This window comes from Paraburkholderia saeva (genome assembly GCF_907164555.1).
GTDB lineage: Bacteria > Pseudomonadota > Gammaproteobacteria > Burkholderiales > Burkholderiaceae > Paraburkholderia > Paraburkholderia saeva.
The window spans coordinates 1-26,311 of the sequence record NZ_CAJQZC010000009.1; the positions used below are offsets into that span (position 1 = coordinate 1).

Consider the following 26,311-nt stretch of genomic DNA (forward strand, 5'->3'; position numbering starts at 1 on the left):
CCGCTGAATGAGAGGGCAGGAGGATACCGGGATGCAACCGGTTTGTGTCAATCTGTATTGTGTTGTGTCAAACTATTTTGTCTCGTGTCGAACTCTATTGTTCGCTCACAGTATTTTCAGTGAACGCCGACCCGGCGCTGACCAGCGTCGTCGTATCGTCGACCTGCTTCATCACCGTCAGCGCGCTGCCGAACGCTATCGTCTGGTCACGCAACGTCATCGGCCCATAGTCCAGCGCGTAGTGGCCCCACGTCGGCTGCTTCGGGTTTTCCATCAGGCGGATCACCTTGCTCACCGTACCGTCGTTGCGGCGGTTCAGGAACGTCATTTCGAACGGACCTTCCACGAACGAATGCGTGCTGTTCAGCCAGCGGCCCGTCACGGTGAACGACTGGAACGGCAGCGGCTGCGACCCTTCGGCGCCAATCTGCCCGCGCAACGCAGCGGGCAGCATGTGTTCGTCGAGCGCTTCGTCGAGGTACGGATACGGACGTGCCAGCACGCCGTTCGTGATGCCGCCGAACTGCAGGCGGTCGTGCATCGTCACGATCAACCAGGTGGCCCGCGTGCGATCCGGCTCCTGCATGCTCCCGACCATTTCCGCCATGCCGGCCATCAGCTCGCAGCCCGTCGGATTCCTGGCAGCCCCGGTGACGGCTCCGGTCCCGGTCGCGTTCCAGCCGTGCCGCGCGAACATCTCCCCGCCGGCCTTTTCGATGGCGTTTTCCGTCGCGAGGAGTTCGGTCGTCGTGTAGGTTTCCATCTGGCTGGCAGGACGCCGGCCCTTCACCGCCGTGTCCAGCATTTCGCCCACCTGCTCGACGCCCGCCGGCGGCAGCGCCGCGACGAGTGCACCGAAGCCGGCAGCCCCGCCGCTCATCAACTGGCCGCACGACGCAGGCGGCGCCAGTGCGGCAAGCGCGCCGAAATGCTGCAGCACTGCGAGACGCGCGGCCGGCGACAGATTCAACTTGCCGAAGTCGAGACGGCGCGAGCTGGCGAGGCCGTTTTCGCCGATCACCGCCTTCCAGTCGGGATCGTCCCTGACCTTTGCAACCCACTTGATGAACACCTTGCCGCTTTCGCTGTCAGGATCGAGACCGGTCTTGATCGCGAGCGTGCGCAACGGATCGGATGCGACCCGCGGTTGTGTGGGCGCGGTGCTTTGCCCCGGCGGCGGAAATGACGCGTTCTGGCCGGGTTCCGGTGCGAACGCGAACGCGACCGGCGAAGTGACCAGCGAAACAGTGAACGCGAACTTTACACAGTGCTTGCGAAAAAACATGAGCTGATATCAGGGATTGAGTCATACCCGATATCGGCAGATTTTCAGCGTTTCTTGAGTTCGCCGCGCGCGCTGCGCCCGCGAACTCAGGCATCAGACACGCCCGGTGATTTCTCCGTTCGCGACCTGCGCGTTCTTCCGGTACCACACGAAATAGATCACCGATAACGCCACGATAAACGGCACACCGCATATCAGCGTCATCTTGAACTCGCGCGTGGCGTACGTGGTCAGTAGCGAGCCGATCATCAACGCGGCACCCAGCAGCGACGTCACAGGGAAACCCCACATGCGAAACGTCAGCGGCGTATTGCGATGACGCGCACGGAAGAACAGATGCGTGATGAAAATCATCAGCCAGGTGAACATTGCGCCGAACATCGACACCGACATCATCAGCACGAACGACGCATCCGGATAGATCACGTTCAGCACCGTCGCGAGCGCGATTCCGATCGTCGACAGCAGCAGCGCCGCGACCGGCACGCCGCGCGCGTTCAGTTCGCCGAAGCGGCGCGGCGCGTAGCCGGCACGCGAGAGGCTGAACATCATGCGCGTCGTAATGTACAGCTGGCTGTTCATCGCCGACAGCGCCGCGACCAGAATCACGAAGTTGATCACGCCCGCCGCGCCCGGCACGTGGGTCGCGGCCATCACCTTCACGAACGGGCTTTCGTCGGTGCCGGCCGCGTTCCACGGCACGATCGCGAGCATCAGCGCGAGCGTCAGCAGGTAGAAGAACACGAGCCGGAACATCGTCGCGCGAAATGCGCGCGTGATCGCCTTTTGCGGGTCACGTGCCTCGCCCGCGGCCACCGCGATCATTTCGATGCTCAGATAGCTGAAGATCGACACGATCACGGCGACCCACATGCCCCACACACCCTTCGGAAAAAAGCCGCCGTGCGACGTGTAGTTGGCAAAGCCGATACCCGAATCCGCTGGCGCGCCGAACACCACATACGCGCCCAGCAGAATAAAGCCGATGATCGCGACGATCTTCAGCATCGAGAAAACATACTCGACCGCGCCGAACACCTTCACGCTGACCGAATTGATCGCGATGAGGGCAGCAGAAAATCCGACGATCCAGTACCACCCCGGCACCGCCGGAAACCAGTATTTCATGTACACGGCAATCGCCGTGACCTCGGTGCCGACCGCGAACACGATCGAAGCCCAGTACGCGTAGCGCACGAGAAAACCGGCGAGCGGGCTGATGTAATGCTCGGCGTACGCGCCGAACGAACCCGAGGTCGGATGCGCGACCGTCATTTCGACGAGACAGCCCATCAGCAGCAGCGCGATCAGCGCGCCGATCGCGTAGCTCACCAGCACGCTCGGGCCCGCGAAGCCGATGGCAAATCCGCTGCCCAGAAAGAGGCCCGTTCCAATCGCGCCGCCGATGGCGATCATCGAAAGCTGCCCGGTCGATAAACCGCGGTGCAGTCCCTTTTCGCGCTCGACAATCGAGTCGAAGCCGCGCTGCTGTTGTGTCATCTCTGTCTCCTCAAGGTTGCGAGGCGTTCCTCGGAACGCTTCGCCGGCGATGTGTCGTTTTGTGGCCGGATGGATATGGCAAACGCGTATGCGTTACGTCACCGACTTGCGGGAGCGGAATTCCGCGGTGTCCCATGCGCGCGTCGCGATGATGTCTTTCAGCTGCGCGAGCGTGTCCCAGATGTCGACATAACGCACATAAAGCGGCGCGAAGCCGAAGCGCAGGATGTCCGGTGCGCGGAAGTCGCCAATCACGTTGCGGGCGATCAGCGCCTGCATGATCGCGTAGCCTTCCGCGTGCGCGAGCGACACCTGGCTGCCGCGCTCTGCCGCATCGCGCGGCGAAGCGAGCGTGCAGCCGAGCCCTTCGAGTTCCTGATCCGTCAGGTCGATGAAGAGGTTGCCGAGCGCGACGCTCTTTTCGCGCAGCACGTCGAGATCGACGCCTTCAAACGCTTCGAGCGCGCTTTCCAGTGCGATCACGCCGAGCTGCGGCGCGGTGCCGGTCAACATGCGGTCGATGCCCGGATGCGGCGCATAGTCGTGCGTGAAATCGAACGGCTTCGAATGCCCGTGCCAGCCTGTCAATGGCTGCCGCACGGCTTCGATATGACGGCTCGCGACGAACACGAACGCCGGCGCACCCGGGCCGCCGTTCAGATACTTGTAGCCGCAACCGACGGCGAAGTCCGCGTCGCAATGATTCAGGTTCACCGGCATCGCCCCAGCCGAGTGACACAGATCCCACACGATCAGCGCGCCTGCCTCGTGCGCCTGGCGCGTTACCGCTTCCATGTCGTAGCGCTTGCCCGTCTTGTAGTTCACGTGCGTGAGCGAAACGATCGCGACGCTGTCGTCGATGGCCGCGACGATGTCATCGGGGTCCACGCAGCGCAGTTCGCAGCCGGTCATCTCCGCGACGCTCGATGCGATATACACGTCAGTCGGGAAGTTCGTGCGCTCCGCCAGGATCACGCCGCGGCCGGGGCGCATGCGCGTGGCGGCGACCAGCACCTTGAAGAGATTCACCGACGTCGAATCGGCGACGATCACCTCGTCCTGCGCCGCGCCGATCAGCGTTGCGATCCTGTTGCCGGTGCGTTGCGGCGCCGGATACCAGTCGGCGTCGTTCCACGAGCGAATCAGGCCATGCGCCCATTCGTCTTTCAGCGCGCGTTCGATGCGCGAAGGCACGTTCGCAGGCATCGCGCCAAGCGAATTGCCGTCGAGGTAGATCGTATCTGCCGGCAGGGCGAAGCGTGTGCGGCAGTGGGCTAACGGATCGGCCGCGTCGAGCGCGGCGCAATGTTCGCGGGTGATCATCTGACTCATTTCCTGTATTCAATGCAATTGCAAAAGACAAACCACGGGCTGCGTCATCAAAACAACGCGGCATACTATTGGGGACATTCCCCTAACGGCTGAAGTCGGGCAGATCGAAGAAGCGCTGTGAATTCGCGCCGAGAATCTTTGCTTTCGCGGTGTCATCCAGATCCGGATGGTTCGCGACGAGATCGCCGATGCGCTGCTCGCCGAGCGGAAACGGATAGTCGGAACCGAGCAGCACGCGATCCTCGCCCATCGTATCGACCAGCAGCTTGAGCGCGCGCGGATCGAACACCGCGCTGTCCACATGAAAGCGGTCGAGATACGACACGGGCGCATGTGGACAGTCTTCGCGCACGATGTCGCGCTGTTCCCACGCGTTCTGCACGCGGCCCAGCAGAAACGCGAAACTGCCGCCGCCATGCGCGAAACAGAGTTTGAGCGATTTCGGAATCCGCTCGAACGCGCCCGAAAGAATCAGCGACACCATGCTCAACTGCGTCTCGGCCGGCATCGCGACAAGCCACGGCAGCATCCATTTCTTCATGCGGCCGTCGGTCATCATGTCCCACGGATGCACGAGCACGGGAATGCCGTCGTTCGCACAATGCGTGAGAAACGTGACGAGGTGTTCGTCGTCGAGATCGCGCGGTCCCAGGTGATTGCCGATCTGCACGCCGTGATGGCCCGACTGGTGCGCGCGCGTCGCTTCGCGGCAGGCAAGGTCGATATCCTGCAACGGCACCTGCGCGAGCGCCTTGAGCCGTTGCGGCGCGTACGCGCACAGCTCGAGCGCGTAGTCGTTCATGCGCGCGGCCCACGCGTGCGCGGCGGCAGCGTCGTAGCGATAGCCGAACATCACGGGCGTCGCGCACGTCAGCTGGATATCGACACCCAGCGCGTCCATTTCCTCAATGCGCGCCGCCGGGTCCCACAGCGCGCGATAGACCGGGCGAAACGTTTTGTCGCCGGTCATGATCATGCCGTGCTCGCCGTCCGCGTCGATCTTCAGCCACGGCGCGTGATCGGCGTCGAGGCGCGCGGCTTCTTCCCGCGTGACTCGCGGAAAGAAGTGGGAATGCATGTCGATTCGAAGTGTCATCGTGAGTGTGCTTGTTTCTGTTTCCTTAAACGCGCGCTGGCACGTCACTATCGTGCGGTTATCGCGTTGCCTTGCCCGGATGCACGTGGCCGCAGTGCATGCAGCGGCGTTTGTCTTCGGACGCGTAGAACGCGTTGAAGAGCGGCGGCAGATCGTTGACGATGCTCTTCAACTGCACCTCGACGCGATAGACGAGATGCCCGCACGCATCGCAATACCACTCGAAACCGTCGACTACACCTTCGGGCCGCTGGCGTTCGATCACAAGACACACGCTGCCCGCTTCCGGCCGCTGCGGCGAATGACGCACGTGCGGCGGCAGCAGGAACACGTCGCCTTCTTTCAGATCGACGCGCTCTTTCTTGCCATCGATCCACAGATCGAGCCACGCATTGCCGCGCAACTGATAGAAGAACTCTTCGAGCGGATCGTCGTGATAATCGCTGCGATGGTTCGGGCCGCCCACCACGGTGACGATGAAGTCGCTGTCCTGCCACACCTGCTGGTTGCCGACGGGCGGCTTCAGAAGATGCGCGTGTTCATCGATCCAGCGCTGGAAGTTGAACGGTTTGCCGTACGTGAGCATGTCTGTCTCTCTACTTTTTTGATCGCTGCGATGCCTGCTGTCGTTACTTTCGCGGCGCGTACGCAATCGCCTTCATCTCGATCAGCAGATGCGGATGCGGCAACTGATGCACCGCGACCGTCGTGCGCGTCGGGCCGGTTTCGTCGAAGTACTCGCCGTAGACCTCGTTATAGCCGCCGAAGTCGTTCATGCTGACGAGGAACGACGAAATCTCGACGAGGTTCGCGAGATCGGCCCCTTCGCTGCGAAGAATATCGCGAATGTTCTCGATCACCACGCGTGTCTGCTCGCGAATGTCGAGCGTCACGGTGCCGAGTTCATCGGCGCACGCGCCGGCAATGGTGTTGTCCGGCCGACGCGAGCTGGTGCCCGAGACGAACAGGAAATCGCCCGCCCGGGTCACATGCGGAAACCGTCCGCGCGGTTTGGCCTTGCCGGGCACGAGCCGGCCTTGAACGAGTGCTTCTGTCATGATGCCCGCCATGTAGTGAATTCAGTGCTGCCAAGCCCGCCGATCGCGCAATGCACATGCGCGCCGGGCGGCAATGCGTGGGCCGCGGTCGCCGCGCCCGCCATGATCAGCGAGCCTGCGGGCAACACGAGGCCGCTCTGCGAAATGAGCCGCGACGCCTGCACAACCGAGCGCAGCGGATCCCCGAGAATGGCGGCGGTCGACCCGGCCTGCACGACGCGGCCATCGAAGCGCATCGTGACACCCGCGTTGCGCAAGCCGTCGAAATTCCGCTTCCACGGGCCGATGACGAGACCGGCGGAAGAGCAGTTGTCCGCGACCACATCTTCCAGCGTGAACCGGAAGTCGCGATAGCGCGAATCGATGATTTCCATCGCCGGCGCAACAGCCTCGAGGTAACGCGACGCTTCGAGCGCGGTCAGCGGCCGGTCCATCTCGCGCGAGGTCAAATAGCACACCTCCGGTTCCACACGCGGGTGAATAAAGCGATCGAGCGCGACGCGGCCGCCGTCTTCCTCGAGCATCGTATCGGTGAGCCAGCCCCAGATCAGGCTGTCGACGCCCATCTGGATCATCTTCGCGCGGCTCGTGAAACCGAGCTTCACGCCAATCATGCTTTCGCCGCGATGGATGCGGCGCTCGATCGACGCGCGCTGGATTTCGTATGCGTCCTCAAGCGTGAACGATTCCGACGTGGTCAATTGCGCAACCGGTTCCGCAAGACGCGCGGCATCGTCGATACGCGTTGCGATAGCATCGAGGTCGATCATGCGGCCTCCTGCTGCACGGCTTTCGCCTTGAGCATATCGAGCGCGACGTCGACGATCATGTCTTCCTGGCCACCCACCATGCGACGCCGGCCGAGTTCGACCATGATGTCGAACGCGGAAAGACCGTACTTCGCGGCGGCGGCTTCCGTGTGCCGCAGGAAACTCGAATAGACGCCTGCGTAGCCGATTGCCAGCGTTTCGCGATCCACGCGCACCGGGCGTTCCTGCAGCGGCCGCACGATATCTTCTGCTGCGTCGATCAGCTTCTTCACGTCGCAGCCGTGATTGAGCTTCATGCGATCGACGGCCGCAATGAACACTTCGAGCGGCGCGTTGCCCGCACCCGCGCCCATGCCGGTCAGTGACGCATCGATCCGGTCGCAGCCGTGTTCCAGCGCAACGATCGAATTCGCGACGCCAAGCGACAGATTGTGATGCGCGTGCATGCCGGTCTTCGTCGCCGGATCGAGCACGGCTTTCATCGCATCGAAGCGTTCGGCCACGTCGCGCAGGTTCAGCGCGCCGCCCGAGTCGACCACATACACGCATTGCGCGCCGTAGCTTTCCATGAGCTTCGCCTGAACGGCGAGCGCGTCGGGCGTCGACATATGCGACATCATCAGAAAGCCGACCGTGTCCATACCGAGGCTGCGCGCGTATTCGATGTGCTGCCTTGAAATGTCCGCTTCGGTGCAATGCGTCGCGATGCGCACAATGCGCGCGCCGGCGTCATACGCGGCGCGCAGATCGTGTACGGTGCCGATGCCGGGAATCAGTAACGTCGCGACCTGCGCGCGCTTCACGACGCCGGCTACCGCTTCGATCCATTCGAGATCGGTGTGCGCGCCAAACCCGTAGTTGAAGCTCGAACCCGCAAGACCGTCGCCATGCGCGACCTCGATGCTGTCGACGCCTGCTTCGTCGAGCGCCTTCGCAATCGACATAACGTGATCCAGCGAATACTGATGACGGATCGCGTGCATGCCATCGCGCAGCGTCACGTCGGAGATATAGATTTTTTTCGTGCTATCGATCATTGCAGTTTCCTGTCACGCTGCGACGCGGCTGGCCGCGATCTGTTCGGCCGCAGCGAGCGCCGCCGAGGTCATGATGTCGAGATTGCCCGCGTACGACGGAAGATAGTGCGCCGCGCCTTCCACTTCCAGAAACACGCTGACCTTGATGCCCGCGCGGCGCTCGTTCGCGTGCAGCGCCAGCGGATCCGTCGCGGTGTAGCGGTCGAACTGCACCGCCTGCTTCAGCCGGTAGCCCGGCACGTAGCTCGCCACCGCGGCGACCATCGCGTGAACCGAGCGTTCGATCGCCTCGGTATCCGCGTCTTCGTCGGTCAGGCAATAGACGGTGTCGCGCATCATCAGCGGCGGCTCAGCCGGGTTCATCACGATGATCGCCTTGCCGCGCGCCGCGCCGCCCACCGTTTCGATGGCTTTCGACGTGGTTTCCGTGAACTCGTCGATGTTGGCGCGCGTGCCGGGTCCAGCGGAGCGGCTCGCAATCGACGCCACGATCTCCGCGTAGCGTACCGGCGCGACGCGCGATACGGCGTGCACGACGGGAATCGTCGCCTGGCCGCCGCACGTGACCATGTTGAGATTCGGCGCGTCGAGATGGGCGAAGAGATTCACCACCGGCACGACGAACGGGCCGATCGCGGCGGGCGTCAGGTCGATCACCTGCACGCCATGTTCGCGCAGCACGGCTGCGTGTCGGTGATGCGCGCCCGCCGACGTCGCATCGAACGCGATGCGGATATCGCGGAACTCCGGCAGCTTCACGAGGCCATCGATGCCTTCGGCCGTGGTGCGCACGCCAAGCCGGTCGGCGCGCGCGAGGCCGTCGGAGGTCGCGTCGATGCCGACCATCGCGCCCATTTTCAGATGCTTCGCGTTACGCATGACCTTGATCATCAGGTCGGTGCCGATATTGCCCGAGCCGATGATGGCGACGGACGTCTTTGCATTTGCGTTGTCGTTTACGTTGACAGGTTCGTTACGGTTCACGATGCGGATTCCGGATTAAAGGCGAATGAGGCGCTCACCGAACCGAGGCCTTCGATATGGGCGGTAAAGACGTCGCCCGCCGTGACGCCGACCATCGGTCCGAGCGCGCCCGTCAGCACGATGTCGCCGGCCTTGAGCGGTGCGCCAACGCGCGTCATCGTATTGGCGAGCCACAGCGCGGCGAGAAGCGGATTGCCGAGACACGCCGCACCGACACCCACGCTGACCTGGTCGCCACGTCGCTCCATCACCATGCCGCAGCCCATCACGTCGAACGCGTCGAGCTTCACCGGACGGTTGCCGAGCACGAAGAGACCGCTCGACGCGTTGTCGGCCACCGTATCGGTCAGGCGGATGTCCCAGTTCGCGATGCGGCTGCCGACGATCTCGATGGCCGGCAACGCATACGCGGTTGCATCGATCAGGTCCGCGATCGTGTGGCGTGCGTGCGGCAGATCGCGTTCGAGCACGAGCGCGATTTCCGCCTCTACCTTCGGCTGCTGCGTGCACGACAGCGCGATTTCCTCGCCGTCGGCGAGCGCCATGTCGTCGAACAACATGCCGAAATCCGGCTGATCGACGCCGAGTTGGGTCTGCACCGCCTTCGACGTCAGGCCGATCTTGCGCCCCACGAGACGCCGCCCCGCTGCGATCTGGCGTTCCGTGTTGATGCGCTGGACCGCGTAGGCCGCCGCGAGTGCGTCGCCGCCAAGATCCGCGATTGCGCTGCGCACCGGCGCGCACGGCGTGGCGGTTTGCTGCGCATGCCACAGCGCATCGGCGATAGTCTGTGCCGCTTTCAGGTCGATTGCGCTCATCCGATCCTCACGCATACGTTGGTCAGTTCCGAATAGAAATCGAGCGAATGTCGCCCGCCCTCGCGGCCGATGCCCGAGAGCTTCGTGCCGCCGAACGGGGTGCGCAGGTCGCGCACGAACCAGGCGTTCACCCACACGATGCCGGTTTCGATCTGGCGCGCGACGCGATGGCCGCGGGCGAGCTGCGTCGTCCAGACGCTCGCCGCGAGACCGTACGCGCTGTCGTTCACGCGGCCGATCACTTCGTCTTCGCTGTCGAACGGTGCGATATGGCACACCGGTCCGAAGATTTCTTCTTTCACGCAGCGTGCGGTGTCGGGCAGGCCGGTCCAGATCGTCGGCAGCACGAACGCGCCGTGATCGCGATGGTCGCCGAATTGCGGCACCTTGCCGCCGGTGACGACCGTCGCGCCCTCTTCCACCGCGAGCCGGAAATACGACAGCACCTTCTCGCGATGACCACGCGAAATCAGCGGACCCATCGTCGTGGAAGGATCGTCGGGCGCCCCAACCTGCAGTGCTTCAGCCTGCGTTTTCAGCGCCGCTACAAAGCGCTCGAAGATCGGGCGCTCGACATACACGCGCTCACTGCACAGGCACACCTGACCTGCATTCGTGAAGCTCGACTTGAGGACGCCCGCGACGGCCGCGTCAAAATCCGCGTCGGCGAATACGACCGCCGCATTCTTGCCGCCCAGTTCGAACGAGATGTCTTTCACGCCGTCGGCAACGGTTTTCATGATCGCGCTGCCGGTGCGCGATTCGCCGGTGAACGTGATCGCGTCGATGCCGGGATGACGGGTCAGGAATTCGCCCGCCGCGTTCGCCCCGTGACCGTGAACCAGGTTGAATACGCCGCGCGGCAGGCCGATCTCGTGCATGACTTCGGCAAGGAGCGTCGCGGAACCGGGCGTTTCCTCGGAAGGCTTCGCGACGACGCAGTTGCCCATCGCGAGCGCCGGTGCGACCTTCCACGTAAACAGCAGCAGCGGCAGGTTCCACGGCGAAATGATGCCGACAACGCCCAGCGGCTTGCGCGTCACATAGTTGATGAGCTCGCTGCCGTCGGCCGCATGCGTTTCGAAGAATTCGCTGTGCGCGGTGCGGACCAGATCCGCGAACGTGCGAACGTTCGCGATACCGCGTGCGATGTCGAGCGTGCGGGCCTGCGTGACAGGACGGCCGGTATCGGCCACTTCGGCGGCAACGAAGTCGTCGAAACGCGCTTCGATGCCGTTCGCGATGCGCTGCAGCCAGTCGGCGCGCTGCGCCGGTGTCGTGCTGCGCCAGCCGGCTTCCTGCGCGGCGCGTGCCGCACGCACGGCGCGATCGATCGCGACTTCATCGGCCTCGCAGACCTGCGCGATTTCAGTGCCGTCAACGGGGCTCAGATTCGGGAACGTCGTTGCACCTGCAACGAATTCGCCATCGATGTAATGGCGTAACAGCCGTGGAGCGCGCGAAGCGGCAGCCGGTTCGAAAGTCACAACGTCTCCTGCATGAATAAGGTGTTTGCAGGAGTCTATGGGAGCCGCGCGCTGAACAACAATCAAACATCCGGCGTTCAATATGCCAAACCGGAATACCAGACGAAAGCGCGCCCCGCCTCGGGTTCAGGCGCGCTACCGCTCCGACGCGCGTGCGTTCAGACCGCCGCGGCCGCGCCGGGCCGCGCGAGTTCGACCGCCTCTTTCAGGCATTCGATGAACGCCTGGCACGCGGTGCTCTGCTCCTTGTTCGAGCGCACCGAGAAACCGACCGTGCCGAACGCACCGGTCTCCGGCAGGTCGACGATGCGCAGCAAGCCCGCGTCGGCGAACTGCTGGGCGGCGACACGCGGCATCAGTGCGATACGCGGCGTCTCCAGCAGGAGGCCGATGTTCGTCAGGATCGACAGCGATTCGACGATGTCCGTGGGTAGCGCGAGTCCGGCCGCGCGGAACAGATGCTCCGCCGAAAGACGGGCCGGCGAATCGGGCGTGGGCAAAATCCACGGCGAGTCGACGAGCTCGGCGAGGCTCGCGACGGGCGCCGCCTGAAGACCATAGCCCTTGCCGACCACCACGCACAGCGACTCTTCGAAAAGCGCCTCGTGCGTGAGAGGGAACGCGCTCGCAATCGGCAGTTCGCGTTCCGGCAGACGGCCCACCACGATGTCGAGGTCGCCCGTCGCGAGCGCGGGAAAGAGATGCGCGGTCGTGCCTTCGCGCACGGTGACGAGCACGTTGGGCGTGCGCGCCTTCAGCATCGCGATGGCCGCGGGCAACAGCCGCGCCGATGCGGAAATGAGCGTGCCGACAATCACGTGTCCACTGGTGCCGAGCCGGAAATCGTTCAGCTCGTCGGTCATGTAGCGCAGTTCGGCCATCAGCGATTTCACGCGCCGCCCGAGCAGCAGACCGAGATCCGTCGGCACGACGCCGCGGTTCGAACGCGCGAAAAGCGCGCCGTCGAAACACGATTCGAGTTCGTGGATGACCTTCGTGACGGCCGGCTGCGTCAGGCGCATTTCGTTCGCGGCCCGCACAACGGAACGTGTTTCGAGCACACGTTCGAAGATCATCAGCTGGTTCAGTTTCAGCCTGCGAATCAGCGAAATCTCGCTAAGCGGATTGTTTTGCATGGCAACTTCGAAAACGGAAAAGGCCGCTACGGGCGATGCGCGATGTTATCAGCACCACAACGCCAACCGTTACGTTTGAATGCTCGACACGCCGGATGTGCGCACCGGATCGCTTCACGCACGCCCTTTCGCCAGCGCCGCACTTTCGATCACGCAACCGGCAAGGCGCTCGGCCGCAGGCTGCGAATCGCGACGCGCGCGGCGCACGAGTCCCACCTCGCGAAAGAACGTGTCGTCGCCCAATGGCAGCACGGTCACGCCTTCGGGCCACGCGCCGAGTCCGGCAGCCTCAGGCAGGAGCGCGACGCCCATGCCACGCGCAACGAGTTCGACGATCGCCTGCAGTTCATCGCACTCGATCGCATCGCGCACTTCGATCCGCGTGCGCCGCAGGAAACGCTCGACCTGCCGCCCGCCGAACGATCGGCGGTCGTAGCGGATAAACGGTTCGGCGCCGATCACGTCGCGCCAGTGCCTGCGTGCATGCGCTTTCGGCGCAAGCAGCACGAACGGCTCGGTCACGAGCGGATGCCACTTCAATTCGGACGACAGCGCAAACGGCGGCCGGATGATCACCGCGCTATCGAGTTCATCGGAATCGACCTGCGCGAGCAGGTTCAACGAGACGCCCGGCACAACGCGGATGCGCCACGCGGGAAAGTCATGCCGGAACAACGCGAGCGCCTCCGGCAACAGCGAGACCTGCGCGGAAGCGATTGCGCCGATGTTCAACAGCCCGCTCTGCCCGGCGATGTCGCCCTGCTCGCCCAGGCGCGCGTACATCGAAAGCAGGTCGTGTGCAAGCGCGAGCGTGCGCTTGCCGGCGGCGTTCAACGTGGCTGAACGTCCAGTCCGGTCAAAGAGCGCAAATCCCAGGTGTTCTTCGAGCCGCTGGATCTGCGCGCTCACCGCCGATTGTGTGAGCCCCATGTGCTCGCCCGCGCCCGCGAATGTGCCGTGCTGCGCCACTGCGACAAGGGTCTGGAGTTCCCGGATCATCGCGACTCATCAATTTATATGGATGTCAGACCAAGAATATATCGTTTTTCAACGATTATTTGAATGAATAAACTGGGTTGCATCCGGCGTGCGGACATCGCGCGCGATATCCCTTCCCGAACCTGGAGCCATTGCCGTGAGCGTCACCGAATTCGCCATGCCACCGTTTCACCTCGCCTTCCCCGTTCACAGCCTTGCGGCCGCGCGGGCGTTTTATGGCGAGTTGCTGGGTTGTCCCGAGGGCCGCGCGTCCGACGAATGGGTCGACTTCAATTTCTATGGCCACCAGATCGTCGCGCATCTGGCGCCGCAGGAAACCGGCCATCGTTCGACGAGCGCCGTCGACGGCCATGCCGTGCCGGTACGTCACTTCGGTGTGGTGCTGTCAGTGCCGCAATGGGAAGTGCTCGCGGACAAGCTGAAACGCGCGGGAACGAAGTTCATCATCGAGCCGCACATCCGCTTCAAGGGCGAACCTGGCGAACAGGCGACGATGTTTTTCCTCGACCCGTCGGGCAACGCGGTCGAAATCAAGGCATTTGCCGATATGGCGTCGCTGTTCGCGAAGTAACCAGGTGGACGGCGCCGGCGTGGCGGTCAGGTGTGAAAACCGGCCGGCGCGCCGGCGCTCAGCGATGTTGCGTCGCGACGCGCAGCCCGAGCGAAATGAAGATCGTGCCGATGATCTTGCCCTGCCAGCGGCTCAACCATGACAGACGTTTCACGAACCGGCCGAGCGGCCGGATGGTGAGCACGATCGCCGTCGTATAGGCCGCGCTCAGACCCACGAAAATCAACCCGAGCACGGTGAACTGCACGAACGTCGAACCGTGCTCCGGATGAACGAACTGCGGCAGAAACGCGAGGAAGAAGAGCGCGGTCTTCGGGTTCAGCACTTCGGCGGGAATCGCCTGAAAAAACGCGCGCGACGGCGTGACGGCGGCCATTTTCGACGGCGACGCTTCAGGCAGCGTCGGATCCGACGGCTTTTCCATCAAGGCGCGCACACCGAGATACACGAGGTATGCGGCGCCCACGAGCTTGACGACATTGAACGCGAGCGCCGACGTCATCAGCAGCGCGGACAGTCCAACCGAAGCGCACAGCGTATGAATGAAGTCGCCGCTTGCGATGCCAAGCCCGGTCAGAATGCCCGTCTTGCGGCCGCCCTGCACGGTGCGCGTCAATACCAGCAGCACGGCCGGCCCGGGAATCAGGAAAAGACCCAGCACCACCGCTACGAACGTGCTGAGGGTCGTCAGATCGAACATGATGTCTCCTTGCTGGATGGCGTTTCATGCGCGCCGGCGCGTGAAGGCCGCGCGCAACCGCGCTCAATATACCCGGACTGCGCGACGCATGCTGAACGTCATCGCGAATCGTGCGGGCTCAATCCATCGCCGCGTGCGCAATCGCGCCGGGCACCACTTTCGCCGGACGGATCAGCAGGATCAGCGGCAGGACGAGCAGCGTTGCAACGAACATCAGCTTGAAGTCGTTCAGATACGCGATCATGGAGGCCTGCTGGTTGATCGCCTGATCGAGGACCGCCATGTTGAGGCTCGCGCCGTCCTGCAGCATCGGCCGGATCGCAGGGTTGAACACCGTGACGTTGGCCGCGAGTCCCGCATGCGCGATCTGCGTGTTGCGCGTGACAAGCGTCTGCACGATCGAAATGCCGATACTGCTGCCGATATTGCGGGCAAGGCTGTAGGTGGCGGTTCCATCGGCGCGCAGGCCGGGCGTGAGCGTGGAAAACGTGAGCGCGCTCAGCGGCACGAACACGAGACCCAGGCCAAAGCCCTGAATCACGCCCGGCCAGACGATGTCCGACGCTGACAACACGATCGTGTACTGCATCATCTGCCACAACGCGAACGCCGAAATCAGGAAGCCGGCAAGCAGAAGCACGCGCGCATCCACGCGTTTCAGCAGCCTTCCGGCAAACAGCATCGCGACCATCGTGCCGGCACCGCTCGGCGCGGTGACGAGCCCCGTCGTCGCGACGGGATAGTTCATCAGGTTCTGCAGCATCGGCGGCAGCAATGCGCGCGTCGCATACATCACCGCGCCGATCACGAAGATGAAACACGTGCCCGTGGCGAAGTTTCGATCCTTCAGCAACTCATAGCGGAAGAACGACTTCGCGCCCGCAGTTGCGGTGTGCACGAGAAAGAATGCGAAAGCGAGGACGGAGAGGAGCGCCTCGATACGGATTTCCAGCGAGCCGAACCAGTCGAGCTGCTCCCCACGATCGAGCATCGCCTGCAACGCGCCGATCGCAAGGCTCAAGGTCGCGAAGCCGAAGGCGTCGAATTTCGCATCGTGTTTTGCGGGGCGCGAAGGCAGGAACGTCAGAACGCCGAAGAGCGCGAACGCGCCGATCGGCACGTTAATGAAGAACACCCAGCGCCAGTTGTAGCTGTCGGTAAGCCAGCCGCCGAGCGTCGGGCCGAGAATCGGGCCCACCATCACGCCCATGCCCCACACCGCCATCGCCTGACCCTGCTTCTCGCGCGGATTGATGTCGAGCAGGATCGACTGCGACAGCGGCACAAGCGAAGCGCCAAAAATGCCCTGCAACAGGCGCGATGCCACGATCTGCGTCAGCGTTTCAGACAGCCCGCATAACGCCGAAGCGACCGTGAAGCCGCCGATTGCGAACGCGAGCAGCCGCTTCACGCTCAGTCGATCCGACAGCCAGCCCGTCAGCGGCGTGGCAATCGCTGCCGCGACGATGTACGACGTCAACACCCACGTGATTTCGTCCTGCGACGCGGAGAGCGTGCCCTGCATATGCGGCAGCGCGACGTTCGCGATCGTGCTGTCGAGCGTCTGGATGAGCGTCGCAAGCATGATCGAGACGGTGATCATGGGCCGGTTGAGCGATGCAGCAGCGCTGTCCGGGCGTGTATCAGATGACATGAAGGGCGTTCACGAGAAGCGTCGCAAGATAATAAGCATGCTTATTATATAGACTGGTTCCTGCAGCGCAATCGGTATAGTCGATAGCGCGGCGCCCTGCTTTCAATGCACAAGCTTTCGTATAATCGGCCGATGAAAACCCCATTTGAACAGCGCTTCGGCTTTCTGGTGTCGGACGTCGGACGCCTGTGCGGCAAGCGTTTCGACGATCTCGCCAAATCGTCGCTCGATCTCACGCGCGCGCAATGCCGCGCGCTCGCCTACCTGTCGCATTACGGCGACGTCAACCAGGCGCGCCTCGCCGATCTGCTCGAAGTGGCGCCGATTTCAGCGGGCCGGCTGCTCGACCGCATGGCCGAAGGCGGCTGGATCGAGCGCTCGATGAATCCACAGGACCGTCGCGAACGACAGATCCGTATGACCGAGAAAGCCGAACAGACGCTCGGCAAGGCGCGCATCGTCGGCGATGAAGTTGCGGCCGAGGCGCTCAACGGCTTTAGCGAAGAAGAGACGCAGCAACTGATTTCACTGCTGCAACGGGTGCGCAATAACCTGAGTACGCTCGTCGACAGTTAGCAGACAACGCAGAGAAGGCCGGCGGCTGGCTTCAAGCCAGCACGGTGGCGGAGATCGTATTGCGGCCCGCGGCTTTCGCGGTGTAGAGCGCCTCGTCGGCGGCCTTGATCACGTGATCGACGGTGTCGGTCTTCTCGCCCTGCCACGTCGCGACGCCGATACTCACCGTGAGACGGCCCTGCTGGCTCGTCGCGTGTTCGATACCGAGCGCCGCCACTTTCATGCGGATCGTTTCTGCCACGCCCACCGCGCCGGGTCCGGCTGTATCCGGCAGCACGATCACGAACTCCTCGCCGCCGTAGCGCGCCGCGTTGTCGCCGGGGCGCCGGATATTGGCCGAGATGCAGCGCGCGACCGCCGCGAGCGCATCGTCGCCGGCCTGGTGACCGTAGGCATCGTTGTACGCCTTGAAGTGGTCGACATCGACAAAGAGGATCGACAGCGATTCCTTCGAGCGCCGCGCGCGTTGCCACTCGCGGGCGAGCAGATCGTCGAGCGCGCGGCGGTTGTTCAGGCCGGTCAGGCTGTCGGTGCGCGAGAGCATCGTGAGCATCAGTTCGGCCTGCGCCCGTCTTGCCAGCGAGCGCGCCAGCAGCACGGACAACCCGATGAACGTCAGGCTGAAAACCAGCATCAGGATCGCGATGCGCGCGGCCCGCTCTTCCCACGCCCGATAGATATCGATCTCGGCCGGCGCGACTTCCATGATCAGCGGCAGGCCCGTCAGGCGTTTGTAGGTATAGACGCGACGGATGCCGTCAATCGACGCCTTCTCGGTGAACTGCCCTTCCGGCTGCGACAGCATCCGCTCGAACGGCCCCGTGCCGTTCAGATTGCGTCCGATGATCTTCGCGTCGTAAGGCGCGCGCATGATCAGCTCGCCGTTCGCATGAATGAGCGCCATCGTGCCGTGCGGGCCGAGTTGCAGGCCCGACAGCAGCTGGCGGAAATATTCGAGCCGCACTGCGCCGAGCACGACGCCGCCAAACGTTCCATCCGGATTGTTGATGCGGCGGCTCAACGCGATACTCGGATCGCCCGAGCGCAGCCGCGACGCGAACGGCGGACTCAGATAAAGGCCGACGTGGGGATTGTCGCGATGGACAGTGAAATAGCTGCGATCGGCAAAGTTGCCGTGGCGCGGAATCGCCGAGCCTGAATCGATGATGACGTTGCCCGCGCTGTCGAGCACGAGCATCGAGCCGAGGTATTTTGCGGTGGCGGCACGATCGAACAGCACCTCATTGCGCAGTTGCTGGGGCAGCGACATGACATCGGGCTGACGCACGTTGTCCACGACTTCCTGTAACGAGAGATCGTAAAGCTCGACACTGCGCGTGATGTCGCGCTCGATGATGAGGAGCGTGTTGCGTGAGGATTCGGTGGCGTGCGCGAGCGCATCCTGACGGCCTTCGTATAGCAGCACGGCACAGATGGCGAGCATGCCAAGAGCGGTCATCACGCCGCCTGCGATCACCATCCACGGCGAACCGGTAAGCGTCTGCAGACGATGGAATAAATGACTGATCCGCATCAGGCGCGATTCGCGTTCTTATGAAGATTCAAGGCGTGATTTGCAAAACATCTCCGGTAACGAGAATAACAGATGCACCTTTCGGCATCGACCGGTTTCAGTGTCCGTTGAGTACAGGAGAGCGGGCGGGAAATGCGCGAGACCTGCAGGCAACGGAAATTCGCGCGGCCTGCCGAAGATGAAACCTGGTGTTGACGGGCCGCCTCGAACTCAACTATCGTAGTCACCATGAACCCGTCCCTGTTCGCCCTCATTGCCGCGACCACCACGACGACCACGCTTTCTGGCGGGTCGTCCGGAGTTCGCGCGCTGTAGGCAGACATACCACGCAAAATTCCCAGGCCCCGCCGGTAACGGACGGGGCCTTTTACGTTAACAGCGCTCCGTTTGCGGCATTTATCGAAACGGAGAACGCAGTGAACGATATCGATCATCGACAGCTCGGCAGCAGGCTCGACCTCTTTCACCAGCAGGAGGAAGGCCCGGGCATGGTCTTCTGGCATCCGCGCGGATGGGCGCTCTATCGCGTCGTCGAAGACTACATTCGACACCGGATGCGACAGGCCGGCTTCCGCGAAATCAGGACGCCGCAACTCCTCGCACGCTCGCTGTGGGAGCAGAGCGGACACTGGGACAAGTTTCAGGCAAACATGTATTCGCTCGGCGACAGGGAAGCGCATCGCGCGTATTGCCTGAAGCCGATGAGCTGTCCGTGTCACGTGCAGGTTTTCAGTCAGCGCGTGCGCTCCTGGCGCGAACTGCCGCTGCGCTACAGCGAGTTCGGCGCGTGTCATCGTGACGAGCCTTCAGGCTCGCTCGAAGGCCTGAAGCGTACGCGCGCCTTTACGCAGGACGACGCGCACGTCTTCTGCGCGGAAGATCAGATCGAAGTAGAAGTGGCCCGCTTCTGCGACCTGCTGCGCGTGGTGTACGCGGATCTCGGCTTCGCGAGCTTCGAGGTCCAGCTCGCCACGCGCCCCGTGCTGCGCGCCGGCAGCGACGCGGTATGGGATCGTGCGGAAGCATCGCTCGCCGCCGCGGCGCAGTCGGCGGGTCTGACGTTCGAAGTGCGGCCTGGCGAAGGTGCGTTTTATGGTCCGAAGCTGGAGTTTCACCTGACGGACAGCCGCGCGCGAAGCTGGCAATGTGGCACGATCCAGCTGGACTTCGTGCTGCCCGAACGACTTGACGCGACGTTCGTGAACGCCGATAACGAACACGTGCGCCCGGTCATGATTCATCATGCCGTGCTCGGCAGCATGGAGCGTTTCATCGCGATGCTGCTCGAACACGACGACGGCTGGCTACCCGCGTGGCTCGCGCCCGATCAGGTTGCGCTCGCAACGGTATCGGATGCAAGCCGCGCTTACGGCCGGCGCATCATGAACCTGTTCGACGATGCGGGCCTGCGCGCGGTATTCGATGACCGGCCGGAACGGCTGGAGCGCAAGGTCGTCGATGCGCGTGAGCAGCGCATTCCGCTCTTCGTGACGGTCGGTCCGCGCGACGAAGCGGCAGAAACGCTGTCGGTGCGGTTGCGCGACGGCACGCGGCATACGTGGCCGATGATCGAAGGCGTCGGGCGTCTGCGCGAAATCGCGCAGACGCCATTCAGGGTGCGCGGCGATCGATAGCGATCGCCCCGGTGCACCGTTTATGGAGAGCCGGATGAAAGGCATGAGCACCCTGCTTCAGATCGTCCGCGAGGCCGTGTTCGCGCTTGGGCGCGAACTCGTCGCGTGGAAGCCCTCCAGCGCACGCGCGCTGTTCGGACTCGAAGCAATGCTTTCCGTGGCGCTTGCCGTCGTGTTCGCCAATGCCCTCCACCTGTCGAACACGTGGTGGGCCGCGATCAGCGGCTTCGCGGTCATGCAGACCCGCTTTAGCGGTTCGATCCAGCGCGCGATACATCGCATCCTTGGCACCGTGCTCGGCGCGCTGCTTGCCACGCTGCTCGGTCCGATGATCGGCGACCGTCCATGGCTCTTCGTGCCGGTGCTCGGCCTGATGGGCGCCGGGGCGATCTACTTCGCAAACGCCTCGAAAGTGTCGTATGCGTGGATACTCGGCGGCATCACCGCGCTGATGACGATGTACGAGGCGCACATACTCATTACGTTCAAGGCGACCGCAGGGTTCGCGACGTTGCGGGTCGCGGAGGTTGTCGCTGGCACGCTCGCGTGTGTGATCGTGGCGAGTGCGTTTCATTTCGCACCGCAGTGGCACGCGCGCGTCTTTCCGGCGGGCGAGACCTCTGGCGACGCGCCACCGGACGTCACGCCGCCCTCGCCCCCGCCCGCTATCGAGCCTTCGGCTGCTTCGCTGCGTCCGGTGCGCGCGCTGCTTGCCGTTCAATGTGGCATTGCGATCGTGATCCTGGCGTCGCTCACCTATCTGCTGAAGCTGCCAGGGTTCGCGCAGGCCATGGTCACCTGCGTTGCCGTGCTGCTGTTGCCGGCCAGTGCGCTGGCGCATCTCGTCGAGCGGCCGGTGGTGGTCAGAATGGTTCATCGGGTGACGGGCTGCCTGATCGCAGGCGTGCTCGCCATCGTCCTGCTGCCGCTCACGCAGGGTAATGCGTGGCTGTGCATGCTGGCGCTCTCCATCGGCGTGTGGCTCGGATGTCACGTGCAGACAGGCAACGAAGGCGCAAGCTACGTCGGCCGCCAGTTCACGATCGCATTCCTCATGGTCTTCGTGCAGGACCATCAATGGTCGGCGAACCCGGTGCCCGCGCTGATGCGGCTTTCCGGCATCCTGACCGGCATCGTCGTGCTCGCGTTCGTCATCCTTGCAACGAGCCGGTGGCGTGCCGCCACGCAGGTTCCCATGGACGCAGCCGGCTGATTCGCCACGCGCCGTTTGTTGCGCCTCGACCGAGGCATTACTATCTGACAGCGGCGTGATCCCGCGCCCGTTCGTCGAACATGACCTGGGCGCGAGGCATGCCGTCACGCGCTACCTCACGATTGAAGCGGCTTCCGGAGGACTGCAATGGTTCGACTTGTGATGATCCTGCTCGGTGTCGACTATCTGCGCGCGCGCTGGCGGCCATTGATGACGGTGGGCTGGATCAGCGTGATCGTCGGCATCGGCATCTTCATCGATGCGCTCGACAACGCGCTCTATTTCCCGATCACGCCATTTGCGCTGCTGCTCCTCGCGGAAGGTCTCGCGACGCTTGCCGTCGCGTGGACAGGGATGGGCGGCCAGCGCACGCTGCGCTACGTGAAAGGCGCGGCGTTCAGCACGGCCGCGCTCCTGATTCTCGCCGGACATCACCACGGCAACTTCATTCTCTCGCTGATTTTCGGCACGCTCTTTCTCGCTGACGGCCTGCTGCAGATCGTCTCCGCGAAGGTCGTGCGCTTTCGCACGTGGCGCCTCGCGATGGCGGGCGGCATCGTCGAAATCGCGCTCGCGATCTTTTTCTACCAGCCGTTTCCCACCTGGTATGTGGGCACCGTGCCGTACTGTCTCGGGCTCGGGTTGATGTTCGGCGGCTGGAACATGATCCTGCTCGCCGCGCGCGTGCGGCGGCTCGCCGCGAACCCGGCCGTGGAACGCGAGGCCGCCGCGCAGGTGGCGAGCGCAACGCCGCGCGCGCGGCAAAGACACGGCAACGTCGAATGGGACGGCCCGCCCGCGGCCGACGAACCCGCGCTGACGGTTCACGTGTGGACGCCGGTCGGTTCGTCGAAATCGGAAGCGCGGCGCCAGCTGATCGTCGACCGTTATATTGCCGCCGTCGATCGCAACGGCGTGATCTCGACGGGTCACGCCGCGCTCGAATCGCCGGAAGGCATCTATATCAGCCTGTATCCGGGCGTGGAGATCGACCGTTCGCCCGACGACTTCACGCGCTTGCTGCGCGCCACGCCGGAGAACGACGTGCCCGGCGTGTTTCAGCCCGACTACGCGACGGAATCGAAGGCGTGGTGTCCATCGACGGTTCAGGTGCGTATCCGCAACTACGATCCCGAGCGGCTGCGCCGGTTCTGGGAAGCGTACCGCCAGGACGCCACCTACAACCTGACGCACCGGAACTGCTCGAGTACGGTTTCGCGCGCGCTGGAGGCCGCTATCGAAGGCGCATCGGCGCGGGTCTGGCAGCGCATGGGCGGCTGGCGGCCGTTCGTGCGGGTGCTGACCACACCTGAACTCTGGGTCGCCGCGCAGATCCGCAAGCGCGCCACGACGATGGCGTGGACGCCCGGTCTTACGCTCGACTACGCCCGCGCGCTCAGCATGCTGGCCGATCCGCGTCCTTCCGGCTGGGTCAAGATGGCGAGGCTTGCGCTCAAGCGAATGTATCGATCGCGGCAACGCTGGCGCGAGGAAGAAAAGGCCGCCGCGGAAGGACGCAATCCCGAACCGGCAGACACGGCCGGCAACGAGGTTTAAGGCCGACGCACGCCGGAGGCTAAAGAATTACCCAGGCGTAACCCTCCAGCGTCGCAACGCGCATGCACTCCATCCCGCGAAAGCGCGAGACGCAGCGCGCAGGCGGGGGCAAAACGCTGGCCTCGTCCCGCCCGACAGCGCATACTCAAACGACGCACTGACCGCACCGACCGTTCTGCCGGCGCCGGTGTTCCGGCCGCGCTGGCGCAACGCCATCGGGCACGCGGATTGCTAAAGCACTTTCCCTGAAGCTGAAGCCGCCTTCGCTCGGCAAGGCGCACTGTCACCCGGAACCTTGACACATGAAACTCCCGTTGCCACCGCACGGAAGGCCCAATCGCGTGTACCCGCCGCACACGCCGACACTCCATGGACTCGCGTCGGTGGTCACCGGGGTCGTGGTGGTCTGCGGGCTGTACTTCGGGCGCGCCGTTCTGATTCCGATCATCCTGTCGGTGCTGCTGAGCTTCCTGCTCGCGCCGCTCGTCACGACACTGCGGCGCCTGCATATGGGCCAGTTGCCGTCGATCTTCATCGCGGTGTTCTTCGCGCTCGCCGTGCTGCTCGGCACGGGCGCGCTGATCGGCGCGCAGATCGTCCAGCTCGCCGCCGACCTGCCACAGTACCAGGCAGCCATCGAGCGCAAGATCGAAACGGTGCAGGAGAAGACCGTCGGTCGCGCCGATGTCCTGCTGAGCCGCGCCGCCAGTACGCTGCAACGGGTCGCGCCTTCGCGGCCCGCGCCGCGCGTCACCGGCCGCCCGGCACGCGGTACGCCCGCCGTGCCGATGCCGGTCGAGGTTCACGAGCCGGTGCCGACGCCACTCGAACTTGCGCAGCGCGCGTTCTCCCCCGCCATCGCGCCGATCGAGACAACGTTCATCGTGCTCGTCGTCACGATCTTCATCCTGCTGCAGCGTGAAGATCTGCGCGACCGCCTGATCAGCCTGTTCGGATCGAGCGACCTGCATCGCACCACCACCGCGATCGACGATGCCGCCGTGCGCCTCTCCCGTTACTTCGTCGCGCAACTCGGGCTGAATGTCGGCGTGGGCGCGGTCCTGGCACTCGGGCTTGCGCTGCTCGGCGTACCGGGCGCGCTGCTCTTCGGCGTGATTGCCGCGCTGCTTCGCTTCGTGCCGTATATCGGGATCTGGATTGCGGCCGTCATGGCCGTGTGTCTGGCCGCCGCCATCCAGCCGCAATGGACAATGGCCGTGTGGACGCTGGTGCTCTTCATCGTCGTCGATGTGGTGGCCGGGCAGGTCGTCGAGCCGCTGCTGTATGGCCATCGATCGGGGTTATCGCCGCTTGCGGTGATCGTCTCGGCGATTTTCTGGAGCTGGCTCTGGGGGCCCGTCGGTCTCGTGCTCTCGACACCGCTCACGCTGTGCGTCGTCACGCTCGGCCGCTACGCCGACCGCCTCAACTTCCTGACGGTGCTGCTGGGCGACCAGCCCGCGCTGACGCCCGCGCAGAATTTCTATCAGCGGCTGCTCGCGAACGATCTGCATGAGGCGATCGTGCAGGCCGAGCGGCTGCTGGGCGAAATGTCGATCGTCGACTACTACGATCAGGTCGTGCTCGAAGGCTTGCGTCTCGCGCGCAACGATGCGTTGCGCGGTGTGCTGCACACCGAGCAGCTTGCGCGGATCAACGAGGCGCTCGTCGACATCGTCGAAAACCTCGAAGCCGTGGAAGGCACGGCCGATGCACTCGCGCTGCCAGCACCGGTTCCGGTCACATCGGCAGACGCCAGCTACGCGTCCACACGTGAAGCGTCCACAACAACGACCGAACCGGTGCTATGCGTATCCGGACGCGGTGCCTTCGACGAAGTCGCCACGGCGATTGCCGTGCAGTTGCTGACGCGCTACCGGATCGCGTGCGTCGCGACGACGTACGAACACTTCCGTCGTGGCGATGTGGCATCGGTCGACGTGAATCGCGTACCGGTGATGTGTGTGATTTCGCTGGATACCGCCGAGTCGCCGCCGTATCTGCGCAATCTCGTGCGGCGTGTGCGCGCGCAGGAAACGCCCACGCGGCTCATTCTTGGCTTTGGCGCGCCGGCCGGCGAGGAGTCCGAGGTGTCCGCCACTTCAGCCACGCTGCCTCCGGACACGCTCGGCATCACGACGTTTCGTGGACTGATCGAAGAATCCCGCGTCGCCGCGAGCGCGAGGGAAGAAGGAGAGATGACGGACCGGCCGGGTGAGGAACCCGGTTTCGCCCCAGCCGGGAGCTAGATCCGTCAGACCCGCATTATGCGGGCGGCCCTGGATGGCGTCATTACGCGTTCGCGCAAGAAACCATTGCTGAATCCGTGGTGCGCGTCTGGCCAGCCATGGGTCGAAACCTGCGATCCGTTACCATGACGCCTGCGCCGTCACGTGCGGCGCATTCCTTTTCTTCGCAGAACGCCTCGCCTTGCCGACTTACACGCTTCCCGCCGCCCTCACCGCCGAACTCGAGATCCGCAAGAGCCGCTTTATCGCGTATGCGATTCCCGTCGAGGATCGCGATGCGGCGATGGCGGCGTTGCGCCGTCTGCGCGACGAACATCCAGGCGCGACGCACGTGTGCTGGGCGCTGCTCGCGGGCGGCCAGTCCGGCATGTCGGACGACGGCGAGCCTTCGGGCACCGCAGGCCGACCGATCCTTGAAGTGCTGCGGCATCACGATCTCGACGGCGTGCTGGCCGCGGTGGTCCGCTATTACGGCGGCGTCAAACTCGGCGCGGGCGGCCTCGTGCGCGCCTACACCGATGCGATCGCGACTGCACTTCAGGATGCGCCGCGCGTCGAGCGCATTGCGCAGGCGTCGCTGACTGTCGAAGTCGGCTACGCGGACGAAGCGCGCGTGCGACGCTGGATCGAGCAGGAAAATCATGCGCTCGCGGAAAGCGCGTACGGCATGGCCGTGGTGCTGACGATCCGCATGCCCGCGACCGTGGTCGACGCAGCACGCGAAGCGCTGCGGGACATGACACAGGGCCGCGCGATCTTTCCCGAAACGGCTGACTGACGTCCGGCGTATCGCGCGCGCGCCTGGCCAGCGAGCCTAGCGGTCGTCGTCGTGAATCGAAGAAGCATGCCGGCACAGCGCGCGCACTTCGATCTGCATGAACGGAAAGAGCGGCAACTGGCTCAGCACGTCGTGCAGATGCGCCGGGCTCTCGACATCGAAAATACTGATGTTCGCGTACTGGCCGGCGATACGCCACAGGTGCCGCCACACGCCTTCGCGCTGCAGCCGTTGCGACATGGCCTTTTCGTCCGCCTTCAGACGCTCGGCGCGCTCCGCGTCCATGTCGTGCGGAAAACAGACCTTCATTTCTACGTGAAACAGCATGCGGGACTCCTTGATG

General features: G+C 64.0%; 24 protein-coding genes. 7 read left to right on the plus strand and 17 right to left on the minus strand.

Annotated features, from left to right (window positions below):
• Nucleotides 1-94: 94 nt before the first annotated feature.
• From LPA36_RS21430 to LPA36_RS21490, 13 genes are all read right to left on the minus strand, one after another.
• Nucleotides 95-1,285, minus strand: coding sequence for a hypothetical protein (locus LPA36_RS21430; RefSeq protein WP_228881173.1), 1,191 nt, complete (start codon nucleotides 1,283-1,285; stop codon nucleotides 95-97).
• A gap of 93 nt (nucleotides 1,286-1,378) precedes the next feature.
• On the minus strand, nucleotides 1,379-2,785 hold the full coding sequence (locus LPA36_RS21435; protein WP_228881175.1) for an amino acid permease: 1,407 nt from the start codon (nucleotides 2,783-2,785) through the stop codon (nucleotides 1,379-1,381).
• 93 nt (nucleotides 2,786-2,878) lie between these two features.
• Nucleotides 2,879-4,108, minus strand: a complete 1,230-nt coding sequence (gene kynU / locus LPA36_RS21440; RefSeq protein ID WP_228881177.1) for a kynureninase — start codon at nucleotides 4,106-4,108, stop codon at nucleotides 2,879-2,881.
• A 91-nt stretch (nucleotides 4,109-4,199) separates the two neighbouring features.
• Nucleotides 4,200-5,213 carry an amidohydrolase family protein gene (locus LPA36_RS21445; RefSeq protein ID WP_228881179.1) on the minus strand — a complete coding sequence of 338 codons (1,014 nt, stop codon included), beginning with the start codon at nucleotides 5,211-5,213 and terminating at the stop codon, nucleotides 4,200-4,202.
• Between the two features lie 58 nt (nucleotides 5,214-5,271).
• Nucleotides 5,272-5,799, minus strand: coding sequence for a 3-hydroxyanthranilate 3,4-dioxygenase (locus tag LPA36_RS21450; RefSeq protein WP_228881181.1), 528 nt, complete (start codon nucleotides 5,797-5,799; stop codon nucleotides 5,272-5,274).
• 43 nt (nucleotides 5,800-5,842) lie between these two features.
• Entirely contained in the window at nucleotides 5,843-6,271 is a 429-nt protein-coding gene (locus LPA36_RS21455) for a RidA family protein (protein ID WP_228881184.1), read from the minus strand.
• Nucleotides 6,268-7,041 carry a 2-keto-4-pentenoate hydratase gene (locus LPA36_RS21460; RefSeq protein WP_228881185.1) on the minus strand — a complete coding sequence of 258 codons (774 nt, stop codon included), beginning with the start codon at nucleotides 7,039-7,041 and terminating at the stop codon, nucleotides 6,268-6,270. Before LPA36_RS21460 ends, LPA36_RS21455 begins: the two co-directional genes overlap by 4 nt.
• Complete coding sequence (dmpG, locus tag LPA36_RS21465) at nucleotides 7,038-8,078, minus strand: 4-hydroxy-2-oxovalerate aldolase (RefSeq protein ID WP_228881187.1); 1,041 nt, start codon at nucleotides 8,076-8,078, stop codon at nucleotides 7,038-7,040. The genes LPA36_RS21460 and dmpG overlap by 4 nt, the downstream gene beginning before the upstream one ends.
• 12 nt (nucleotides 8,079-8,090) lie before the next feature.
• Nucleotides 8,091-9,062, minus strand: a complete 972-nt coding sequence (locus tag LPA36_RS21470) for an acetaldehyde dehydrogenase (acetylating) (RefSeq protein WP_267478903.1) — start codon at nucleotides 9,060-9,062, stop codon at nucleotides 8,091-8,093.
• On the minus strand, nucleotides 9,059-9,880 hold the full coding sequence (locus LPA36_RS21475; RefSeq protein WP_228881188.1) for a 2-keto-4-pentenoate hydratase: 822 nt from the start codon (nucleotides 9,878-9,880) through the stop codon (nucleotides 9,059-9,061). The genes LPA36_RS21470 and LPA36_RS21475 overlap by 4 nt, the downstream gene beginning before the upstream one ends.
• A complete protein-coding gene (locus LPA36_RS21480; protein ID WP_228881190.1) occupies nucleotides 9,877-11,367 on the minus strand; it encodes a 2-hydroxymuconic semialdehyde dehydrogenase in 1,491 nt (496 codons plus the stop codon). The genes LPA36_RS21475 and LPA36_RS21480 overlap by 4 nt, the downstream gene beginning before the upstream one ends.
• 158 nt (nucleotides 11,368-11,525) lie before the next feature.
• The gene (locus tag LPA36_RS21485) at nucleotides 11,526-12,503 is read right to left on the minus strand and encodes a LysR substrate-binding domain-containing protein (protein ID WP_228881192.1); all 978 of its coding nucleotides are present in this window, start codon (nucleotides 12,501-12,503) and stop codon (nucleotides 11,526-11,528) included.
• Nucleotides 12,504-12,617: 114 nt separating this feature from the next.
• Nucleotides 12,618-13,502 carry a LysR family transcriptional regulator gene (locus LPA36_RS21490; RefSeq protein WP_228881194.1) on the minus strand — a complete coding sequence of 295 codons (885 nt, stop codon included), beginning with the start codon at nucleotides 13,500-13,502 and terminating at the stop codon, nucleotides 12,618-12,620.
• Between the two features lie 136 nt (nucleotides 13,503-13,638).
• Between LPA36_RS21490 and LPA36_RS21495 the strand changes: the two genes are divergently transcribed.
• A complete protein-coding gene (locus tag LPA36_RS21495) occupies nucleotides 13,639-14,073 on the plus strand; it encodes a VOC family protein (protein WP_228881196.1) in 435 nt (144 codons plus the stop codon).
• A 58-nt stretch (nucleotides 14,074-14,131) separates the two neighbouring features.
• On the opposite strand, the gene LPA36_RS21500 is transcribed toward LPA36_RS21495, so the two are convergent.
• Complete coding sequence (locus tag LPA36_RS21500) at nucleotides 14,132-14,773, minus strand: LysE family translocator (protein WP_228881199.1); 642 nt, start codon at nucleotides 14,771-14,773, stop codon at nucleotides 14,132-14,134.
• Nucleotides 14,774-14,891: 118 nt separating this feature from the next.
• Nucleotides 14,892-16,427: a DHA2 family efflux MFS transporter permease subunit gene (locus tag LPA36_RS21505; protein ID WP_228881202.1), complete on the minus strand. Its 1,536-nt coding sequence runs from the start codon at nucleotides 16,425-16,427 to the stop codon at nucleotides 14,892-14,894.
• Nucleotides 16,428-16,559: 132 nt separating this feature from the next.
• Here LPA36_RS21505 and LPA36_RS21510 point away from each other — a divergent pair, with 132 nt between their 5' ends.
• Nucleotides 16,560-17,003 (plus strand): MarR family winged helix-turn-helix transcriptional regulator, encoded by a 444-nt coding sequence (locus LPA36_RS21510; RefSeq protein ID WP_228881203.1) that lies wholly within the window; start codon nucleotides 16,560-16,562, stop codon nucleotides 17,001-17,003.
• A 31-nt stretch (nucleotides 17,004-17,034) separates the two neighbouring features.
• On the opposite strand, the gene LPA36_RS21515 is transcribed toward LPA36_RS21510, so the two are convergent.
• On the minus strand, nucleotides 17,035-18,510 hold the full coding sequence (locus LPA36_RS21515; RefSeq protein ID WP_407674325.1) for a sensor domain-containing diguanylate cyclase: 1,476 nt from the start codon (nucleotides 18,508-18,510) through the stop codon (nucleotides 17,035-17,037).
• A 443-nt stretch (nucleotides 18,511-18,953) separates the two neighbouring features.
• Between LPA36_RS21515 and thrS the strand changes: the two genes are divergently transcribed.
• From thrS to LPA36_RS21540, 5 genes are all read left to right on the plus strand, one after another.
• On the plus strand, nucleotides 18,954-20,171 hold the full coding sequence (gene thrS / locus LPA36_RS21520; RefSeq protein WP_228881209.1) for a threonine--tRNA ligase: 1,218 nt from the start codon (nucleotides 18,954-18,956) through the stop codon (nucleotides 20,169-20,171).
• Nucleotides 20,172-20,214: 43 nt separating this feature from the next.
• Nucleotides 20,215-21,384: an FUSC family protein gene (locus LPA36_RS21525; protein WP_228881211.1), complete on the plus strand. Its 1,170-nt coding sequence runs from the start codon at nucleotides 20,215-20,217 to the stop codon at nucleotides 21,382-21,384.
• Nucleotides 21,385-21,531: 147 nt separating this feature from the next.
• Nucleotides 21,532-22,941, plus strand: a complete 1,410-nt coding sequence (locus LPA36_RS21530) for an HdeD family acid-resistance protein (protein ID WP_228881213.1) — start codon at nucleotides 21,532-21,534, stop codon at nucleotides 22,939-22,941.
• Between the two features lie 302 nt (nucleotides 22,942-23,243).
• Nucleotides 23,244-25,190: an AI-2E family transporter gene (locus LPA36_RS21535; RefSeq protein WP_228881214.1), complete on the plus strand. Its 1,947-nt coding sequence runs from the start codon at nucleotides 23,244-23,246 to the stop codon at nucleotides 25,188-25,190.
• 181 nt (nucleotides 25,191-25,371) lie between these two features.
• Nucleotides 25,372-25,968, plus strand: a complete 597-nt coding sequence (locus LPA36_RS21540; protein ID WP_228881216.1) for an IMPACT family protein — start codon at nucleotides 25,372-25,374, stop codon at nucleotides 25,966-25,968.
• Between the two features lie 36 nt (nucleotides 25,969-26,004).
• Here the strand turns inward: LPA36_RS21540 and catC are convergent, their stop codons facing one another.
• The gene (catC, locus tag LPA36_RS21545; protein WP_228881218.1) at nucleotides 26,005-26,295 is read right to left on the minus strand and encodes a muconolactone Delta-isomerase; all 291 of its coding nucleotides are present in this window, start codon (nucleotides 26,293-26,295) and stop codon (nucleotides 26,005-26,007) included.
• Nucleotides 26,296-26,311 lie beyond the last annotated feature (16 nt).

Coding starts and splice junctions, on each gene's coding strand:
- dmpG (WP_228881187.1), bottom strand. CDS start 8,078: ATGATCGATAGCACGAAAAAAATCTATATCTCCGACGTGACGCTGCGC.
- LPA36_RS21485 (WP_228881192.1), bottom strand. CDS start 12,503: ATGCAAAACAATCCGCTTAGCGAGATTTCGCTGATTCGCAGGCTGAAA.
- LPA36_RS21450 (WP_228881181.1), bottom strand. CDS start 5,799: ATGCTCACGTACGGCAAACCGTTCAACTTCCAGCGCTGGATCGATGAA.
- LPA36_RS21505 (WP_228881202.1), bottom strand. CDS start 16,427: ATGTCATCTGATACACGCCCGGACAGCGCTGCTGCATCGCTCAACCGG.
- LPA36_RS21460 (WP_228881185.1), bottom strand. CDS start 7,041: ATGATCGACCTCGATGCTATCGCAACGCGTATCGACGATGCCGCGCGT.
- LPA36_RS21430 (WP_228881173.1), bottom strand. CDS start 1,285: ATGTTTTTTCGCAAGCACTGTGTAAAGTTCGCGTTCACTGTTTCGCTG.
- LPA36_RS21510 (WP_228881203.1), top strand. CDS start 16,560: ATGAAAACCCCATTTGAACAGCGCTTCGGCTTTCTGGTGTCGGACGTC.
- catC (WP_228881218.1), bottom strand. CDS start 26,295: ATGCTGTTTCACGTAGAAATGAAGGTCTGTTTTCCGCACGACATGGAC.
- LPA36_RS21435 (WP_228881175.1), bottom strand. CDS start 2,785: ATGACACAACAGCAGCGCGGCTTCGACTCGATTGTCGAGCGCGAAAAG.
- kynU (WP_228881177.1), bottom strand. CDS start 4,108: ATGATCACCCGCGAACATTGCGCCGCGCTCGACGCGGCCGATCCGTTA.
- LPA36_RS21535 (WP_228881214.1), top strand. CDS start 23,244: ATGAAACTCCCGTTGCCACCGCACGGAAGGCCCAATCGCGTGTACCCG.
- LPA36_RS21475 (WP_228881188.1), bottom strand. CDS start 9,880: ATGAGCGCAATCGACCTGAAAGCGGCACAGACTATCGCCGATGCGCTG.
- LPA36_RS21500 (WP_228881199.1), bottom strand. CDS start 14,773: ATGTTCGATCTGACGACCCTCAGCACGTTCGTAGCGGTGGTGCTGGGT.
- LPA36_RS21490 (WP_228881194.1), bottom strand. CDS start 13,502: ATGATCCGGGAACTCCAGACCCTTGTCGCAGTGGCGCAGCACGGCACA.
- LPA36_RS21525 (WP_228881211.1), top strand. CDS start 20,215: ATGAGCACCCTGCTTCAGATCGTCCGCGAGGCCGTGTTCGCGCTTGGG.
- LPA36_RS21455 (WP_228881184.1), bottom strand. CDS start 6,271: ATGACAGAAGCACTCGTTCAAGGCCGGCTCGTGCCCGGCAAGGCCAAA.
- LPA36_RS21445 (WP_228881179.1), bottom strand. CDS start 5,213: ATGACACTTCGAATCGACATGCATTCCCACTTCTTTCCGCGAGTCACG.
- LPA36_RS21530 (WP_228881213.1), top strand. CDS start 21,532: ATGGTTCGACTTGTGATGATCCTGCTCGGTGTCGACTATCTGCGCGCG.